The following is a 13,913-nucleotide window of genomic DNA, read 5'->3' as shown; positions in this document are numbered from 1 at the left end:
TCTTGCGTCAGCGGACGGGGCGATAGCCGAGCACCTGCATGAGGCGGTCCACCATCGCCGTCTGTTCACGCGAGCCGTGGACAGCCTCGATGTTGAAATAATCCCGCCGATCGTTCAGCGCCACGTAGTTGGAAAACGAACAGTCGCTGTTTTGCGGGGTGACGTGCTCGTAGACGACGTTGAGGCCGGCGCGCAGGAGCATGTCGCGAAGGTTCTGCCCCCGCCGGTCCGACTGGATGGGCCGGGTGCCGGCAATGAAGACCATGTTGTCCGCATCGGCGAGCGGACCCTTCGCCCGAAAGCCGGTGGACTTGGCAGTGCGCATGGATGCGGAAACCGCCCCGCCCCGTGTGTTGTTGTGCATCGCCAGAATATGCCGCTTGCCATCGAAAAACCCCATCACGGTCTTGGTGTAGCGCGGCGTGGCGGCGCGCATCCGGCATGGGCCGGCGTCTCCCCTGTCCCGCGCAAAATGGCGGTTCGGGTCGATGCTGCGATATTCGCGGCGCTCGCCGGTCTCGAGCGCGATCATGGCGCCGCCATAACGCGCAACAGCATAGACCGCGGCATCGAACGCTGCGCTCTCGTTGTCGTGGGGCAGATACCAGACGGGGCCGTTCTGCGATCGCGGGTTCTCGATGGCGATGAAGGTCCAGGTGATGCCGTTCTCGCTCACGGTCTCGGTTGAAACGCACAATCCGCCTGCGCGAATTGCCGCAGCGTTCCGGCTGACGTCAGGGTCCGTCACGGCGCCTGCCGGGCTGCACCCGCCCCGACCGCCGCCAAACAGCTTGCCCAGGAAAGCAAGCTGCACAGGTCGGTCCGCCTCCGTCGCGACGGCCGGTCCCACCGGGACCAGGAGCGACACCGCCACCAATATTGCGGCGGCTGACGCAACGAGCCCCCGGACGCCAATGCCCCGCGCGCCAAAGCCCCTCTTCGTCATCAGATTCTCCCATGCCGACCGCAGATGGACCGGTGCAATCGCCCAGAGGCCCCATATGGTCCCCCCACAGGCGCGCGCTACCTGCTAATGTTGCTGAAAATACGGATGGATGAATTGAGCAAGGACGACCTCGACAAGCGCCGCGACGCGCTGCGCACCCGAATCGACCAGCACGAAACGGCGGAAGCGGAGAAGGCTGCGGCCGCCACCCGCGGTTCGGCCGCCGGTTTCGCTGTGGCATTCCGCCTCTCGACCGAACTCATCGCGGCAATAATTGTCGGCGGTCTCATCGGTTACGGGCTGGATTGGCTGCTTGGAACGCTCCCCTGGCTCTTTATTCTGTTCGTCCTGCTGGGGTTTGTTGCGGGCATCCTCAACGTTTTGCGCTCTGCGGGCTTGATTCAGCCGCCGCAAGTCGGCAAGAGACCGCATGAGGGCACCGACAGGTAGCGCTCGCATTCATCGTGTGCGCTCAACGGCGCATTGAACTCCGCAGGACGAACCGCAGGATACTATGGCGACGAAAGAAGGCGGCGGCCTGGATCCCATTCACCAGTTCGAGGTGAAGTCTCTCATCGACATCAACGTCGGTGGGATGGATCTGTCATTCACCAACGTTTCGCTCTTCATGCTGGCCACCACGCTTGGTGTGATCCTGCTGATGGCGTTGCCGACCAGCCGCCGCGCGCTCGTGCCCGGCCGTTGGCAGAACGTGGCCGAAATGTGCTACGAGTTTTCCGGCAACATGCTGCGAGACTCTGCGGGCGCAGCCGGCATGCGCTTCTTCCCGCTGGTGTTCTCGCTGTTCATGTTCATCCTGATTGCCAACATGATCGGCATGTTCCCCTACTTCTACACGGTGACCAGCCAGCTGATCGTGACCGTCGTTCTGGCGATGGTCGTGTTCCTGACGGTGATCATCGCCGGCCTTCGCATGCACGGCCTGTCTTTCTTCAAGCTGTTCGTGCCCTCCGGCATCCCGATCTACATTCTGCCGCTGGTTTCGCTGATCGAGGTCATCTCGTTCCTGTCGCGGCCGGTCAGCCACTCTGTTCGTCTTTTCGCCAACATGCTCGCCGGGCACATCACGCTGAAGGTCTTCGCAGCCTTCGTGGTGTCGCTGTCTGCGCTGGGCACCGTCGGCATCATCGGCGCGATCCTGCCCCTCGGCATGACGGTAGCGATCACCGCGCTTGAATTCCTCGTTGCGGCCCTGCAGGCCTATGTCTTCGCGATCCTGACCTGCATCTACCTCAACGACGCGATCCACCCTCACCACTGACCCTGTAAGCGCATTTTACCAATCAAGCGCATCTAAGGAGCCTCCCCCCATGGAAGCAGAAGCTGCCAAGTTCATCGGTGCCGGCCTTGCGACGATCGGCCTTGCGGGCGCCGGTATCGGCGTTGGCAACCTGTTCGGTGCATTCCTTTCGGGTGCCCTGCGCAACCCGTCGGCTGCTGACGGCCAGTTCGCCCGTCTCATCTTCGGCTTCGCGGTGACGGAAGCACTCGGGATCTTCTCGCTCCTGATCGCACTCCTTCTCCTCTTCGCGGTCTAAGTCAGTCTCGCTGATGTTCGAACTTGCCCAAGCCGACACGGGAGCGTCCGACGCCGGGCATCTTACCGCCACACCTGCTCAGGCTGCGCCTGAGCACGGTGTGATCGAGGTGCCCATGCCGACAGACGCATCACAGGTCGACGTACCGCTCCACGGCGCAGGAGGCGAACAAAGCCTCTTTCCGCCGTTCGACTTCAGCGATTTCCCCTCGCATCTCTTCTGGATCGCGATCAGCTTCGGTCTCCTCTACTTCTTTGTGAACCGGCTGATCGTCCCCCAGGTGGGCGGCACGATCGAGGATCGGCGCGACCGTGTCGCGTCAGATCTTGGTGAGGCTTCGCGCCTCACCCGGGAGACGGACGAGGTCATCGCGATCTACGAGCAGGAACTCGCCGAGGCGCGACAAAAGGCCTACGCCATTGCGCAGCAGCGCCGTGACGAGATCAAGACCGAGCAGGAACGCCAGCAGGCCGAGACCGAAGACGCCCTCAACAAGCGCATTGCCGACGCCGAGGCCCAGATCGCCAAGCGCCGTGATGCGGCTCTGGCCGATGTGGATGCCATCGCAACGGACGCAGCCCGCGCCATTGTAGAGCAGCTCTCCGGCCTCACGGTCAGCGAGACCGAGGTGACCGAGGCCGTCAAACGACAGGAGGTTTCCCATGCTTGAGAGTGATACCTTCTGGGCGCTGATCGGCCTCATCATCTTCGCTGTCATCGTGGTTGCTGTTGGCGCGCCGAAAAAGATCGTTGCCCTTCTGGACAAGCGGACCGACAGGATCCGCGACGATCTTGATGAGGCACGCAAGGCCCGTGAGGAAGCGCAGGCGCTTCTGGCGGAATACCAGCGCAAGCGCCGTGATGCCGAACGCGATGCGGACGCCATCATCGAAGAGGCCCGCAAGGAAGCCAAGCGGCTGACCGAGGAAGCCAACGAGAAGCTTCGCGACATGGTCGACCGGCGCACCAAGTCGGCCGAAAACAAGATTGCCCAGGCGGAAGCCCAGGCTCTCGGCGAAGTGCGTGCCCGTGCCAGCGACCTCGCAGTCGCCGCTGCGGCTGACCTCCTCACGCGCAAGCTCGACGGAAACGCCGGCGCAAAGATGCTCGACGAATCCATCGAAACGGTCCAGCAGCGCCTGAATTAAACAGCTGCGTCCGCTTCAAGAAAGACAAGCCGCGTCCCCTGTTCATCGGGGCGCGGCTTTTTTTGTTGCGATAGCTGGCAGCGCTGGAACAACCATCAAATTTTTTCGTTCCGTTGTGCGATGATGGACAGAATGCCCATCAGCAACACGAGGACGAGAACGATGGGTCTTTTCAGCAAAGACATCCAGACGATGGACGACCTCTTCATGCACACCCTCCGCGACATCTACTACGCGGAAAAGCAGGTCAAAAAGGCGCTGCCGAAGATGGCCAAGAAGGCTGTCGATCCCGCGCTCAAAGCCGGCTTCGAGACGCACCTTGAAGAAACCAAGGGCCATATCGAGCGCCTTGACCAAGTTTTTACGCTGATGGGCGTGAAACCCAAGGGGGTCACCTGCGACGCGATCGACGGTATTCTTAAGGAAGCCGAGAGCGTGATGGCCGAAGTTTCCGACGAGCATGTGTTGGACGCCGCCATGGTGGCGGCCGCTCAGGCCGTGGAGCACTACGAGATCACCCGCTACGGCACTCTCAGCACGTGGGCCACCGAAATGGGCCGCCCCGACGTCGCCACCCTCCTGAAGCAGACGCTGGCAGAGGAAGAAGCGACCGACAAGAAGCTGTCGAAACTTGCCAAGGGCCACGTCAACCAGGCTGCCGCTGCGTAAGTTTCGAGCCGCAGGGACCGGGCTCGCGCCCTCACCTGGCTGGACCTAGCAAAAAAAAGCCGCGCCAACTTCATGTTGGCGCGGCTTTATCAATCTCTAGCGGTGGCATCGTGCCTTGCGCGAAACGCTCAGCTCTCGGCCTGCTCTTCGGCGGCGATCCGCTCGCGGTCGGCAGCGCCGCGGGCATCTTCGTCACGGTCGACAAACTCGATCACGGCAACTGCCGCATTGTCGCCGTAGCGATAGCCGGCGCGCATGATGCGGGTGTAACCGCCATTGCGCTCCTGATAGCGGGGCCCGAGCACCTTGAACAGCTTCGCGACGGCTTCCTGGTCACGGACCTTGGAGATGGCCTGGCGACGGGCGTGGAGATCGCCGCGCTTTGCCAGCGTGATGATCTTCTCGATGAACGGGCGCAGCTCTTTCGCCTTCGGCACCGTGGTGACGATCTGCTCGTGCTGGATCAGCGACGCGGACATGTTCGCAAACATCGCGAGGCGATGGCTGGAGGTCCGATTAAGCTTGCGGCCTTGTTTCTTGTGACGCATCGCGCCAACTCCTCTGTGTTTGAAATGCCGGGCGCTCCGGCGTTCGCGCTACCCTGCCCCCCGACGCGGAAGGGCGGGCTTCCGGCCAGAACGGCCGGGTGAGAAACAGCCGGGCGCAAGGCCCGGCCGCTAATCTCAATAGTGGTGGTCTTCGTACCGCTTGGCGAGCTCTTCGATGTTCTCGGGCGGCCAGTTCGGCACTTCCATGCCGAGGTGCAGGCCCATCTGCGCGAGAACTTCCTTGATCTCGTTCAGCGACTTGCGGCCGAAGTTCGGCGTGCGGAGCATTTCCGCCTCGGACTTCTGGATCAGGTCACCGATATAAACGATGTTGTCGTTCTTCAGGCAGTTGGCAGAACGGACCGAAAGCTCCAGCTCGTCGACCTTCTTGAGCAGCGCCGGGTTGAACGCAAGCTCGGGAACGTCCTCGGAAACCTCCGGCTTGGTGGGCTCCTCGAAGTTCACGAAGATCGACAGCTGATCCTGGAGGATCCGCGCTGCGTAGGCCACTGAGTCTTCCGGCGAGATCGAGCCGTCGGTCTCCACTTGAAGGGTCAGCTTGTCATAGTCCAGAACCTGACCTTCGCGGGTGTTCTCGACCTTGTAGGACACCTTCTTGACCGGCGAATAGAGGCTGTCGATCGGGATGAGGCCGATGGCAGCATCTTCCGGCCGGTTCCGGTCTGCCGGGACATAACCCTTGCCGGTGTTGACCGAGAACTCCATGCGAACGTCCGCGCCCTCGTCCAGCGTGCACAGCACGTGGTCGGGGTTGAGGATCGACACGTCGCCGACAGTCTGGATGTCGCCTGCAGTGACCTTGCCAGGACCCTGCTTGCGCAGAACCATCCGCTTGGGCCCCTCGCCGGCCATGCGGACCGCAACTTCCTTGATGTTCAGGATGATGTCGGTCACGTCCTCGCGGACGCCGGTCATGGACGAGAACTCGTGCAGGACGCCGTCGATCTGCACGGACGTGACGGCCGCGCCCTGGAGCGAAGACAGGAGCACGCGGCGAAGTGCATTGCCGAGAGTGAGGCCGAAGCCCCGCTCCAGCGGCTCCGCAACAACGCTACCGATGCGCTTGGGGTCGTAACCCGGCGTCACATCCAGCTTGTTGGGCCGAATCAGCTCTTGCCAGTTCTTCTGGTTGGTCGTCACAGGCAATGCCTCATGGTTTGCCGACGCCCGTATGGCGTGGCGGTCGCAATCATTGCGTAAAAAGACTAGACGCGGCGGCGCTTGGGCGGGCGGCAGCCGTTGTGCGGGATCGGGGTCACGTCACGGATCGAGGTGATCGTGAAACCGGCCGCCTGGAGAGCGCGGAGTGCCGATTCGCGGCCCGAACCCGGACCGGTGACCTCGACCTCGAGGGTGCGCATGCCATGCTCGGATGCCTTCTTGGCGGCATCTTCAGCGGCAACCTGCGCCGCATAGGGCGTGGATTTGCGGGAGCCCTTGAAGCCCATGGCACCGGACGAGGACCAGGAGATCGCATTCCCCTGCGCGTCGGTGATGGTGATCTTGGTGTTGTTGAAAGAGGCGTTCACGTGGGCAATGCCCGACGTGATGTTCTTTCGCTCTTTGCGCCGTACGCGCGCAGCTTCCTTCGCCATGATTGTTCCTTGTTACTTCTTCTTGCCGGCGATGGCCTTCGCGGGACCCTTGCGGGTGCGCGCGTTGGTATGCGTGCGCTGGCCGCGAACCGGCAGGCTGCGCCGGTGACGCAGGCCGCGGTAGCAACCAAGATCCATAAGCCGTTTGATGTTCATCGCGGTCTCGCGGCGCAGGTCGCCCTCGACGATATAGTCGCGATCGATGGTCTCACGCAGCTGAAGCACTTCGGCGTCGCTGAGTTCATTCACGCGGCGCTCGGCGGGAATGCTCACCTTCTCGGTGATTTCCTTGGCCATGCCCGAGCCAATGCCGTGAATGTACTGGAGCGCGATGACAACGCGCTTCCCGGTCGGAATGTTAACACCTGCGATACGAGCCACACTGCCTCCGTTACCGGCCCCGCCGCCGGCTGAATTCAAAATATCGGACCACACACGGGCGCGGCGAATAACCGCCAAAAGGTTGGAGCCGCCGCGCGGAATGCGGCAGCCGCCAACCAGTACGCATCATAGATGTGGGCCCGACCCGAAGTCGCCGCCCAGACAGGCGTACTGCGACTTCTCCAGATAGGACCGGGCTCTAGCGCAGTGCAAGGCCCGCGTCAACTTTTATTCACCAATACACGGAAAGCGCGGCTTTCCGGTGCATCCTCACCCGGTCGCGTAAAGCTGCGGGCGCGCTTCGCCAAGAATCGCTGCGATGTTCGCAGTCACCGTTTCGATGTCCTGCATCCCGTCCACCGAACGCAGCTTGCCGGTCCCGCGGTAGTGTTCGATCAGGGGTGCCGTCTGGTCGCGGTAGACCTTCAGGCGGTGGCGCAGAGCCTCCACCGTATCGTCTTCCCGGACCGCGTCCCCGCTCTCCTGACGCCGTTTTTCCACGCGGGAGGCAAGTGCCTCCTCGTCCACCTGAAGCTCGATCACCGCATCAAGCTCAAGCTGCTTTTCCGCCAGGATTGCTTCAAGCGCTTCGGCCTGCGCAACGGTGCGCGGAAAACCGTCGAGGATGAAGCCATTGCTGCAATCCGGATCGCCGATCCGCTCTGCCACGATCTGGTTCACGACGTCGTCGGGCACCAGGTCACCACGGACCATGATGTCTTTCGCCTTGAGGCCGATGGGGGTCTCGGCCTTGACGGCAGCGCGCAGCATGTCGCCGGTGGAAAGCTGCTGGATCGCATGCGCCTCCATCAGCTTCTTGGCCTGCGTTCCCTTGCCCGCTCCTGGCGGCCCAAGCAGAATCAACCTCATCTGCGTTTCCCCTTCAACTTGGACTTTTTGACAAGCCCTTCATACTGGTGCGCCAGCAGGTGTCCCTGAACCTGAGCGACCGTATCCATGGTCACACTAACGACGATGAGCAGCGATGTCCCGCCGAAATAGAACGGCACGGCCGTCGACGCGATGAGGAACTCGGGCAGCAGACAGATGATCACCAGATAGATAGCGCCCACCACGGTGATTCGCGTCAGCACATAGTCGATGTACTGGGCGGTCCGCTCTCCGGGCCTGATGCCGGGAATATAGCCGCCATGCTTTTTCAGGTTGTCGGCGGTATCGGCCGGGTTGAACACAATTGCCGTATAGAAGAAGGCAAAGAAGATGATCATCGCCGTATAGGACAGCATATACAGAGGCTGCCCGTGGCCGAACAGCGCCTGCACCGTTCCGAGGACGCCGCCACCTTCGGAACCTGCGCCAAAGCTGGTCAGTGTCGCCGGGACCAGCAGAAGCGATGAGGCGAAGATCGGAGGGATGACGCCGGCGGTGTTCAGCTTCAGCGGCAGATGCGAGCTGTCGCCCTGGAACATCTTGTTGCCCACCTGGCGGCGCGGGTACTGGATCAGCAACCGCCGCTGCGCCCGTTCGACAAAGACGATGAACGCAATCACCACCACGGCCATGATGATGACCAGGAGGATGATGGGGGTCGACAGCGCGCCCTGACGGCCAAGCTCGAGCATCCCGGCCACTGCCGACGGCAGCTCGGCAATGATGCCGGCGAAGATGATGAGCGAGATGCCGTTGCCGACACCGCGGCTGGTGATCTGCTCGCCCAGCCACATCAGGAACATGGTGCCGCCGACCAGCGTGACCACGGTGGTGAAGCGGAAGAACATGCCGGGCTCGGTCACGATCGTGCCGGCACTCTCCAGCCCGACGGAAATCCCGTAGGCCTGGACCGTTGCCAGCAGAACGGTGCCGTAGCGGGTATATTGGTTGATCTGCTTGCGGCCCTGATCGCCCTCTTTCTTCAACTGCTCCAGCCGCGGGATCACCGTGGTCAGAAGCTGGATGATGATCGAGGCCGAAATGTACGGCATGATCCCCAACGCGAAGATCGCCATGCGCCCGACGGCACCACCGGCAAACACGTTGAAGAGGCCGAGCAAGCCGGACTGCGCCTGATCAAACGCGGCGGCCAGCGCAACGGGGTCGATGCCCGGCAGGGGAACGTACGTTCCGAGCCGGTAGACCACGAGGGCGGCGAGCGTGAACCAGATGCGGTGCTTTAGCTCGGTGGCTTTGCCGAAAGCCTTGAAGTTCAGATTGGCGGCAAGTTGTTCGGCGGCTGACGCCATGGAAAACTCCGAAAATGTTCGGGACTGACTGAGCGGCAAGGCCGTTCCGCTGCCGACTGGGCAACAGCGAACGTCAACGGCTGTCCTTAACGCGTCAACTCCCCGCTGTCACGGACCGATTGTCGTTATCTGGTAACGGCGCGCCGGCGAGAGAAGGCCGCACCGGTGGGCGCGGAGCCCCTGCCCGCGCGGCCAAGCCCATAAACCCGGGGCCAGAAACGAAAACGGGCACCCTCTCGGGCGCCCGTAAACCTGTGCAGGAAAACCCCTGCGTCTATTCGGCCGGAGCCGGCGCCGGGGCCAGGATCTCGATGGACCCGCCGGCCTTCTCGACAGCGTCGATGGCGGCCTTGGAAGCACCCCAGACGGAGAGCTTCAGCGGCGTCTTCATCTCACCGTCGGACAGGACGCGAACGCCATCCTTGGCACGGCGCAGAATGCCGGCCTGCACCATCTCTGCGGCGGTGATCGTGCCATCAGCCGAAAGACGTCCAGCGTCGACGGCTTCCTGCAGGCGGCTCAGCGACACGATGTTCAGCTTCTTGGCGAACGCCTTGTTGCTGAACCCGCGCTTGGGCAGGCGCATGTGGATCGGCATCTGGCCGCCCTCATACCCCTTGATCGCCACGCCGGAGCGCGACTTCTGACCCTTGACACCACGGCCAGCGGTCTTGCCGGAGCCGGAACCGATGCCGCGTGCAACGCGCTTGCGCGACTTGACCGCGCCCGGATTGTCCCGAAGTTCAGACAGCTTCATTTGTCGTCCTCCACGATCCGCACAAGGTGGTGAACCTTGTTGATCATCCCGCGCACGGCCGGGGTATCTTCCAGCGTCCGGCGGCGGTGCATCTTGTTCAGGCCGAGACCCTTGAGGGTCTGGCGCTGCTCGTCCGGGCGGCGAAGCGCCGATCCGGTCTGTTCGATGGTGACGACCGGCTTGCCGGCGTCCTGGGCGCGCTTGGCACCTTCAGTCACGCGAATGTCAGGCATTTGCCATCTCCACCTGCTCTTCGCCCTCTGCCGAGGTCAGAACGGTTTCGGACGTGATGTCGGCATCGCGGCGGCGGGACTGAAGCTCGGACACCTTAAGGCCGCGGCGTGCAGCCACGGAGCGCGGAGAGTCCTGATCCTTCAGCGCATCGAACGTCGCGCGGATCATGTTGTAGGGGTTGGACGAGCCCAGCGACTTTGCCACGATGTCGTGGATGCCGAGGGTCTCGAACACGGCGCGCATCGGGCCGCCGGCGATGATGCCGGTACCAGCGGGCGCTGCACGCAGGAACACCTTGCCCGCGCCGTGACGGCCGGCCACGTCGTGGTGGAGGGTCCGGCCTTCGCGCAGCGGCACACGGATCAGCGTGCGCTTGGCGGACTCGGTTGCCTTGCGGATAGCTTCCGGCACTTCGCGCGCCTTGCCGTGGCCAAAGCCCACACGGCCCTTCTGGTCACCGACGACGACCAGGGCTGCAAAGCCGAAACGCCGGCCGCCCTTGACGACCTTGGCGACGCGGTTGATCGCGACCAGCTTGTCGGTAAATTCGTTGTCTTCGTCATCGCGATGATCGCGCCTGCGACCGCCGCCTCTTCTATCGTCAGCCATCTTGCTTCCTTTGACGCCGGCCGTTCGGGAAAACCCGCGTTCCAGCATGAGATTGCTTCTTCGATGCGCCCTCCCCGCATGGGAGAAGCGTCGCCCCGGTGGCTCATTCCACACGGAGGAAGGTCCGCGGCATGCCGCGGACCCTTAATTCGTCTTGCAGTGTCTGCCAGCCCCGGACGCCCGGTGCAATGGCGAGTTGCCTAGAACTCCAGACCACCTTCACGCGCGGCATCCGCCAGCGCCTTGAGACGGCCGTGATAAAGGCGGCCACCACGGTCGAAGATCACCTTCGACACGCCGGCTTCCTTGGCGCGCTCGGCAATCAGCTTGCCGATCTGCGCCGCAGCGTCGGTGTCCGCACCGGTCTTGAGATCGGAGCGGAGCGCCTTCTCGACGGTGGAGGCGGACGCAACCGTGCGGCCTGCCTCGTCGTCGATGAGCTGTGCGTAGATGTGCTTCGACGAGCGAAACACCGAAAGGCGCGGACGGCCGTTGGCAGCCGCCTTGAGAGCGCGCCGCACACGTGCGCGGCGACGGTCTGAGCGAATACGTTCCCGGCTCATTTCTTCTTGCCTTCCTTGCGAACGATCGTCTCGTCCGCATACTTCACGCCCTTGCCCTTGTACGGCTCCGGCGGCCGCCATTTACGGATCTCTGCGGCCACCTGGCCAACCCGCTGCTTGTCGATGCCGGACACCAGGATCTCGGTCGGCTTCGGACACTTGATGTCGATGCCCTCGGGGATCGCATACTTCACGTCATGCGAATAACCGAGTGCCAGCACCAGGTCCTTGCCCTGCACCGCGGCGCGATAACCGACGCCGTTGATCTGCAGTGCCTTGGTGAACCCGTCAGTCGTGCCGGTGACGAGGTTCGCGATCATCGTGCGCGAGAGGCCCCACATGGCGCGGCTCTCTTGCTCGTCGTTGATGGGATCGACCTTGATCCCGTCGTCCGTCTGGCTGATCGCCACACGCTCAGGAACGGTGAACTCTAGCTCACCCTTCGGACCCTTGACCTTGACGGTCTGCCCTTCAACGGTTGCCGTGACCCCTTTGGGGATCGGTACGGCCAGTTTGCCAATTCGGCTCATAGCTCCCCCCTTAGAAGATCTGGCAAAGCACTTCGCCGCCGACGTTTTCGTCGCGCGCCTGGTGCTCGCTCATGACGCCCTTGGACGTCGACAGGATCGAGATGCCGAGACCGTCGCGAACCCGCGGCAGCGTCGTCACCGATGAATAGACCCGGCGTCCGGGCTTGGACACGCGCTTGATCTCACGGATCACGGGCGCGTTGTCGTAGTATTTCAACTCGATCTTGATCTCGGTGCGGCCGCCTTCACCATCGGTCATTTCATAACCGCGGATGTAGCCTTCCGTCTTGAGAACATCGAGGACGTTCGCACGCAGCTTGGAGCCGGGCGTGAGAACGGTGGACCGCTTGCGCATCTGCGCGTTGCGGATGCGGGTCAGCATGTCGCCGAGAGGATCTGAAAGGTTCATCGTTGTTCCCCTTACCAGCTCGACTTCACGAGACCGGGGACCTTACCTTCGGACCCAAGCTCGCGCAGCGCGATACGGCTCATCTGCATCTTCCGGTAGTACGCCTTCGGACGACCCGTCACCTGGCAACGGTTCTTCACCCGGTTCGGCGCGGAATTGCGCGGCATGGCAGCCAGCTCGAGCTGGGCTGCAAAACGCTCTTCCATCGGAAGCTCGCGGTCCTTCGTGATGGCACGCAGTGCCTCACGCTTCGCCGCGTACTGCTCAACAAGCTCCTTGCGCTTGTTGTTGTTTTCGATCTTGCCCTTTTTGGCCATTGTTTTGCCCGAGCCCCTTAGTTCTTCGCCGAAGAGTCGCGGAAGGGGAAGTTGAACAGCTTCAACATCTCTCGCGCCTCTTCGTCGGTCTTGGCGTTGGTCGCCACAATGATATCCATGCCCCAGACCTGGTCGACACGGTCATAGATGATCTCAGGGAACACGAGGTGCTCCTTGATGCCCGTCGCGAAGTTCCCGCGGCCGTCGAACGATTTGGGGTTCAGGCCCCGGAAATCCTTCACACGCGGCAGCGCGATCGTCACGAAGCGGTCCAGAAACTCGAACATGCGTTGGCGGCGGAGGGTGACCTTCGCGCCGATCGGCATGTTTTCGCGGACCTTGAAGCCTGCGATCGAGTTCTTGGCCCGCGTCACCACCGGCTGCTGGCCGGCGATCAGGGTCAGATCCTTGACGGCGGACTGGACCTTGCGGGTGTCATTGACGGCTTCGCCGACGCCCATGTTGATGACGACCTTGTCGAGGCCGGGCACCATCATCGGGTTGGTGTACTTGAACTTTTCCATCATGCCCGGGACGACGACGTCACGGTACATCTTGGCGTAGCGCGGCTCGTAGCCTTCCGGCATGCCGTTGCCGGCAGCGGCGGTCTCGGGAGCGTCCATTACATCAGCCATCGATGACCTCCCCGGAGCGCTTGGCCACGCGCACCTTCTTGCCGTCACGAACGTCGAAACCGACGCGGGTCGGCTTGCCGTCCTTCGGGTCTGCCAGAGCGACGTTCGACAGGTCGATCGGCGCAGATTTCGAAATGATCCCGCCTTCCTGGCTCGCAGTCTGCTTCTGATGGCGCTGCACCGTGTTGATGCCAGCAACCATTGCGCGGTTGTCCTTGGGGATCACGCGCTGAACTTCACCGGTCTTGCCCTTGTCGCGGCCGGCGAGAACGACGACGCGGTCGCCCTTCTTGATTTTCGCAGCCACTTACAACACCTCCGGCGCGAGCGAAATAATCTTCATGTGGTTCGAGGCACGCAGCTCACGCGGCACTGGGCCGAAGATACGCGTGCCGATGGGCTCCTTGTTGTTGTTAACAAGAACAGCCGCATTGCCGTCGAAGCGGATGACCGAACCGTCAGCCCGCTTGATCGCCTTCGCCGTGCGCACCACAACAGCCCTGGCAACGTCGCCTTTTTTGACGCGGCCGCGCGGAGTGGCTTCCTTGACCGACACCACAATGATGTCACCCACAGAAGCGTATTTCCGCTTCGACCCGCCCAGGACCTTGATGCACATGACCCGGCGTGCACCGCTATTATCGGCGACGGCGAGGTTAGTTTGCATCTGAATCATCAGTTTTTCTCTTCGTTGGGAGACCCTTGCGGGCCGTTCCCGCTAGAGCTCCACGTTAGCCGTCACCGGCTGAAATATGGTGAGGCGCAGCGTCAAGCCGCGCCGCTCTCCGCCG

General features: G+C 62.6%; 23 protein-coding genes. 6 read left to right on the top strand and 17 right to left on the bottom strand.

Going from position 1 to position 13,913, the window contains the following annotated elements:
* Positions 1–7: 7 nt before the first annotated feature.
* Positions 8–946: a hypothetical protein gene (locus tag RDV64_RS17030; RefSeq protein ID WP_309196158.1), complete on the bottom strand. Its 939-nt coding sequence runs from the start codon at positions 944–946 to the stop codon at positions 8–10.
* A gap of 114 nt (positions 947–1,060) precedes the next feature.
* Between RDV64_RS17030 and RDV64_RS17025 the strand changes: the two genes are divergently transcribed.
* From RDV64_RS17025 to RDV64_RS17000, 6 genes are all read left to right on the top strand, one after another.
* Positions 1,061–1,396: an AtpZ/AtpI family protein gene (locus RDV64_RS17025; RefSeq protein WP_309196157.1), complete on the top strand. Its 336-nt coding sequence runs from the start codon at positions 1,061–1,063 to the stop codon at positions 1,394–1,396.
* A gap of 64 nt (positions 1,397–1,460) precedes the next feature.
* Positions 1,461–2,228 (top strand): F0F1 ATP synthase subunit A, encoded by a 768-nt coding sequence (locus RDV64_RS17020; RefSeq protein WP_309196156.1) that lies wholly within the window; start codon positions 1,461–1,463, stop codon positions 2,226–2,228.
* A 49-nt stretch (positions 2,229–2,277) separates the two neighbouring features.
* Entirely contained in the window at positions 2,278–2,505 is a 228-nt protein-coding gene (locus RDV64_RS17015) for a F0F1 ATP synthase subunit C (RefSeq protein WP_309196155.1), read from the top strand.
* Between the two features lie 115 nt (positions 2,506–2,620).
* Complete coding sequence (locus tag RDV64_RS17010) at positions 2,621–3,175, top strand: F0F1 ATP synthase subunit B (RefSeq protein WP_309196154.1); 555 nt, start codon at positions 2,621–2,623, stop codon at positions 3,173–3,175.
* Positions 3,168–3,653 (top strand): ATP F0F1 synthase subunit B, encoded by a 486-nt coding sequence (locus tag RDV64_RS17005; protein ID WP_309196153.1) that lies wholly within the window; start codon positions 3,168–3,170, stop codon positions 3,651–3,653. The genes RDV64_RS17010 and RDV64_RS17005 overlap by 8 nt, the downstream gene beginning before the upstream one ends.
* A 162-nt stretch (positions 3,654–3,815) precedes the next feature.
* Complete coding sequence (locus RDV64_RS17000; protein ID WP_309196152.1) at positions 3,816–4,322, top strand: ferritin-like domain-containing protein; 507 nt, start codon at positions 3,816–3,818, stop codon at positions 4,320–4,322.
* A 128-nt stretch (positions 4,323–4,450) separates the two neighbouring features.
* On the opposite strand, the gene rplQ is transcribed toward RDV64_RS17000, so the two are convergent.
* From rplQ to rplN, 16 genes are all read right to left on the bottom strand, one after another.
* Complete coding sequence (rplQ, locus tag RDV64_RS16995) at positions 4,451–4,870, bottom strand: 50S ribosomal protein L17 (protein WP_309196151.1); 420 nt, start codon at positions 4,868–4,870, stop codon at positions 4,451–4,453.
* A gap of 135 nt (positions 4,871–5,005) precedes the next feature.
* A complete protein-coding gene (locus RDV64_RS16990) occupies positions 5,006–6,031 on the bottom strand; it encodes a DNA-directed RNA polymerase subunit alpha (protein WP_375143760.1) in 1,026 nt (341 codons plus the stop codon).
* A 65-nt stretch (positions 6,032–6,096) separates the two neighbouring features.
* The gene (gene rpsK, locus RDV64_RS16985) at positions 6,097–6,486 is read right to left on the bottom strand and encodes a 30S ribosomal protein S11 (RefSeq protein WP_309196149.1); all 390 of its coding nucleotides are present in this window, start codon (positions 6,484–6,486) and stop codon (positions 6,097–6,099) included.
* Positions 6,487–6,498: 12 nt separating this feature from the next.
* On the bottom strand, positions 6,499–6,867 hold the full coding sequence (gene rpsM / locus RDV64_RS16980) for a 30S ribosomal protein S13 (RefSeq protein WP_309199537.1): 369 nt from the start codon (positions 6,865–6,867) through the stop codon (positions 6,499–6,501).
* 270 nt (positions 6,868–7,137) lie between these two features.
* Positions 7,138–7,737, bottom strand: coding sequence for an adenylate kinase (locus RDV64_RS16975; protein WP_309196148.1), 600 nt, complete (start codon positions 7,735–7,737; stop codon positions 7,138–7,140).
* Complete coding sequence (gene secY / locus RDV64_RS16970; protein WP_309196147.1) at positions 7,734–9,068, bottom strand: preprotein translocase subunit SecY; 1,335 nt, start codon at positions 9,066–9,068, stop codon at positions 7,734–7,736. Before secY ends, RDV64_RS16975 begins: the two co-directional genes overlap by 4 nt.
* Before the next feature lie 274 nt (positions 9,069–9,342).
* Positions 9,343–9,825 carry a 50S ribosomal protein L15 gene (rplO, locus tag RDV64_RS16965; protein ID WP_309196146.1) on the bottom strand — a complete coding sequence of 161 codons (483 nt, stop codon included), beginning with the start codon at positions 9,823–9,825 and terminating at the stop codon, positions 9,343–9,345.
* Positions 9,822–10,058, bottom strand: a complete 237-nt coding sequence (gene rpmD, locus RDV64_RS16960) for a 50S ribosomal protein L30 (RefSeq protein ID WP_309196145.1) — start codon at positions 10,056–10,058, stop codon at positions 9,822–9,824. Before rpmD ends, rplO begins: the two co-directional genes overlap by 4 nt.
* Positions 10,051–10,668: a 30S ribosomal protein S5 gene (gene rpsE / locus RDV64_RS16955; protein ID WP_309196144.1), complete on the bottom strand. Its 618-nt coding sequence runs from the start codon at positions 10,666–10,668 to the stop codon at positions 10,051–10,053. Before rpsE ends, rpmD begins: the two co-directional genes overlap by 8 nt.
* Before the next feature lie 200 nt (positions 10,669–10,868).
* Positions 10,869–11,231 carry a 50S ribosomal protein L18 gene (gene rplR / locus RDV64_RS16950; protein WP_309196143.1) on the bottom strand — a complete coding sequence of 121 codons (363 nt, stop codon included), beginning with the start codon at positions 11,229–11,231 and terminating at the stop codon, positions 10,869–10,871.
* Positions 11,228–11,761, bottom strand: coding sequence for a 50S ribosomal protein L6 (rplF, locus tag RDV64_RS16945; protein WP_309196142.1), 534 nt, complete (start codon positions 11,759–11,761; stop codon positions 11,228–11,230). Before rplF ends, rplR begins: the two co-directional genes overlap by 4 nt.
* A 10-nt stretch (positions 11,762–11,771) precedes the next feature.
* Positions 11,772–12,170: a 30S ribosomal protein S8 gene (rpsH, locus tag RDV64_RS16940; RefSeq protein WP_309196141.1), complete on the bottom strand. Its 399-nt coding sequence runs from the start codon at positions 12,168–12,170 to the stop codon at positions 11,772–11,774.
* An 11-nt stretch (positions 12,171–12,181) separates the two neighbouring features.
* On the bottom strand, positions 12,182–12,487 hold the full coding sequence (rpsN, locus tag RDV64_RS16935; RefSeq protein WP_309196140.1) for a 30S ribosomal protein S14: 306 nt from the start codon (positions 12,485–12,487) through the stop codon (positions 12,182–12,184).
* Positions 12,488–12,504: 17 nt separating this feature from the next.
* Positions 12,505–13,074: a 50S ribosomal protein L5 gene (rplE, locus tag RDV64_RS16930; RefSeq protein ID WP_309199536.1), complete on the bottom strand. Its 570-nt coding sequence runs from the start codon at positions 13,072–13,074 to the stop codon at positions 12,505–12,507.
* 40 nt (positions 13,075–13,114) lie between these two features.
* Positions 13,115–13,429, bottom strand: a complete 315-nt coding sequence (gene rplX, locus RDV64_RS16925) for a 50S ribosomal protein L24 (protein ID WP_309196139.1) — start codon at positions 13,427–13,429, stop codon at positions 13,115–13,117.
* On the bottom strand, positions 13,430–13,798 hold the full coding sequence (gene rplN, locus RDV64_RS16920) for a 50S ribosomal protein L14 (RefSeq protein ID WP_309196138.1): 369 nt from the start codon (positions 13,796–13,798) through the stop codon (positions 13,430–13,432).
* Positions 13,799–13,913 lie beyond the last annotated feature (115 nt).

This window comes from Acuticoccus sp. MNP-M23 (genome assembly GCF_031195445.1).
Taxonomy (GTDB): Bacteria; Pseudomonadota; Alphaproteobacteria; order Rhizobiales; family Amorphaceae; genus Acuticoccus.
Note: the sequence above shows the minus strand (reverse complement) of the source record. Positions and strands in the feature narration are given on the sequence as shown.

What these genes read in the sequence shown, in the direction of transcription:
- RDV64_RS17015 (WP_309196155.1), top strand. Translation starts at nt 2,278, where the DNA reads ATGGAAGCAGAAGCTGCCAAGTTCATCGGTGCCGGCCTTGCGACGATC.
- RDV64_RS17030 (WP_309196158.1), bottom strand. Translation starts at nt 946, where the DNA reads ATGACGAAGAGGGGCTTTGGCGCGCGGGGCATTGGCGTCCGGGGGCTC.
- rpsN (WP_309196140.1), bottom strand. Translation starts at nt 12,487, where the DNA reads ATGGCCAAAAAGGGCAAGATCGAAAACAACAACAAGCGCAAGGAGCTT.
- rpsE (WP_309196144.1), bottom strand. Translation starts at nt 10,668, where the DNA reads ATGGCTGACGATAGAAGAGGCGGCGGTCGCAGGCGCGATCATCGCGAT.
- RDV64_RS16975 (WP_309196148.1), bottom strand. Translation starts at nt 7,737, where the DNA reads ATGAGGTTGATTCTGCTTGGGCCGCCAGGAGCGGGCAAGGGAACGCAG.
- rpsH (WP_309196141.1), bottom strand. Translation starts at nt 12,170, where the DNA reads ATGAACCTTTCAGATCCTCTCGGCGACATGCTGACCCGCATCCGCAAC.
- rplQ (WP_309196151.1), bottom strand. Translation starts at nt 4,870, where the DNA reads ATGCGTCACAAGAAACAAGGCCGCAAGCTTAATCGGACCTCCAGCCAT.
- RDV64_RS17020 (WP_309196156.1), top strand. Translation starts at nt 1,461, where the DNA reads ATGGCGACGAAAGAAGGCGGCGGCCTGGATCCCATTCACCAGTTCGAG.
- rplO (WP_309196146.1), bottom strand. Translation starts at nt 9,825, where the DNA reads ATGAAGCTGTCTGAACTTCGGGACAATCCGGGCGCGGTCAAGTCGCGC.
- rpmD (WP_309196145.1), bottom strand. Translation starts at nt 10,058, where the DNA reads ATGCCTGACATTCGCGTGACTGAAGGTGCCAAGCGCGCCCAGGACGCC.
- RDV64_RS17010 (WP_309196154.1), top strand. Translation starts at nt 2,621, where the DNA reads ATGCCGACAGACGCATCACAGGTCGACGTACCGCTCCACGGCGCAGGA.
- RDV64_RS17000 (WP_309196152.1), top strand. Translation starts at nt 3,816, where the DNA reads ATGGGTCTTTTCAGCAAAGACATCCAGACGATGGACGACCTCTTCATG.
- secY (WP_309196147.1), bottom strand. Translation starts at nt 9,068, where the DNA reads ATGGCGTCAGCCGCCGAACAACTTGCCGCCAATCTGAACTTCAAGGCT.
- rpsK (WP_309196149.1), bottom strand. Translation starts at nt 6,486, where the DNA reads ATGGCGAAGGAAGCTGCGCGCGTACGGCGCAAAGAGCGAAAGAACATC.
- rplE (WP_309199536.1), bottom strand. Translation starts at nt 13,074, where the DNA reads ATGCCGGAAGGCTACGAGCCGCGCTACGCCAAGATGTACCGTGACGTC.
- rplR (WP_309196143.1), bottom strand. Translation starts at nt 11,231, where the DNA reads ATGAGCCGGGAACGTATTCGCTCAGACCGTCGCCGCGCACGTGTGCGG.
- rplF (WP_309196142.1), bottom strand. Translation starts at nt 11,761, where the DNA reads ATGAGCCGAATTGGCAAACTGGCCGTACCGATCCCCAAAGGGGTCACG.
- RDV64_RS17005 (WP_309196153.1), top strand. Translation starts at nt 3,168, where the DNA reads ATGCTTGAGAGTGATACCTTCTGGGCGCTGATCGGCCTCATCATCTTC.
- rplN (WP_309196138.1), bottom strand. Translation starts at nt 13,798, where the DNA reads ATGATTCAGATGCAAACTAACCTCGCCGTCGCCGATAATAGCGGTGCA.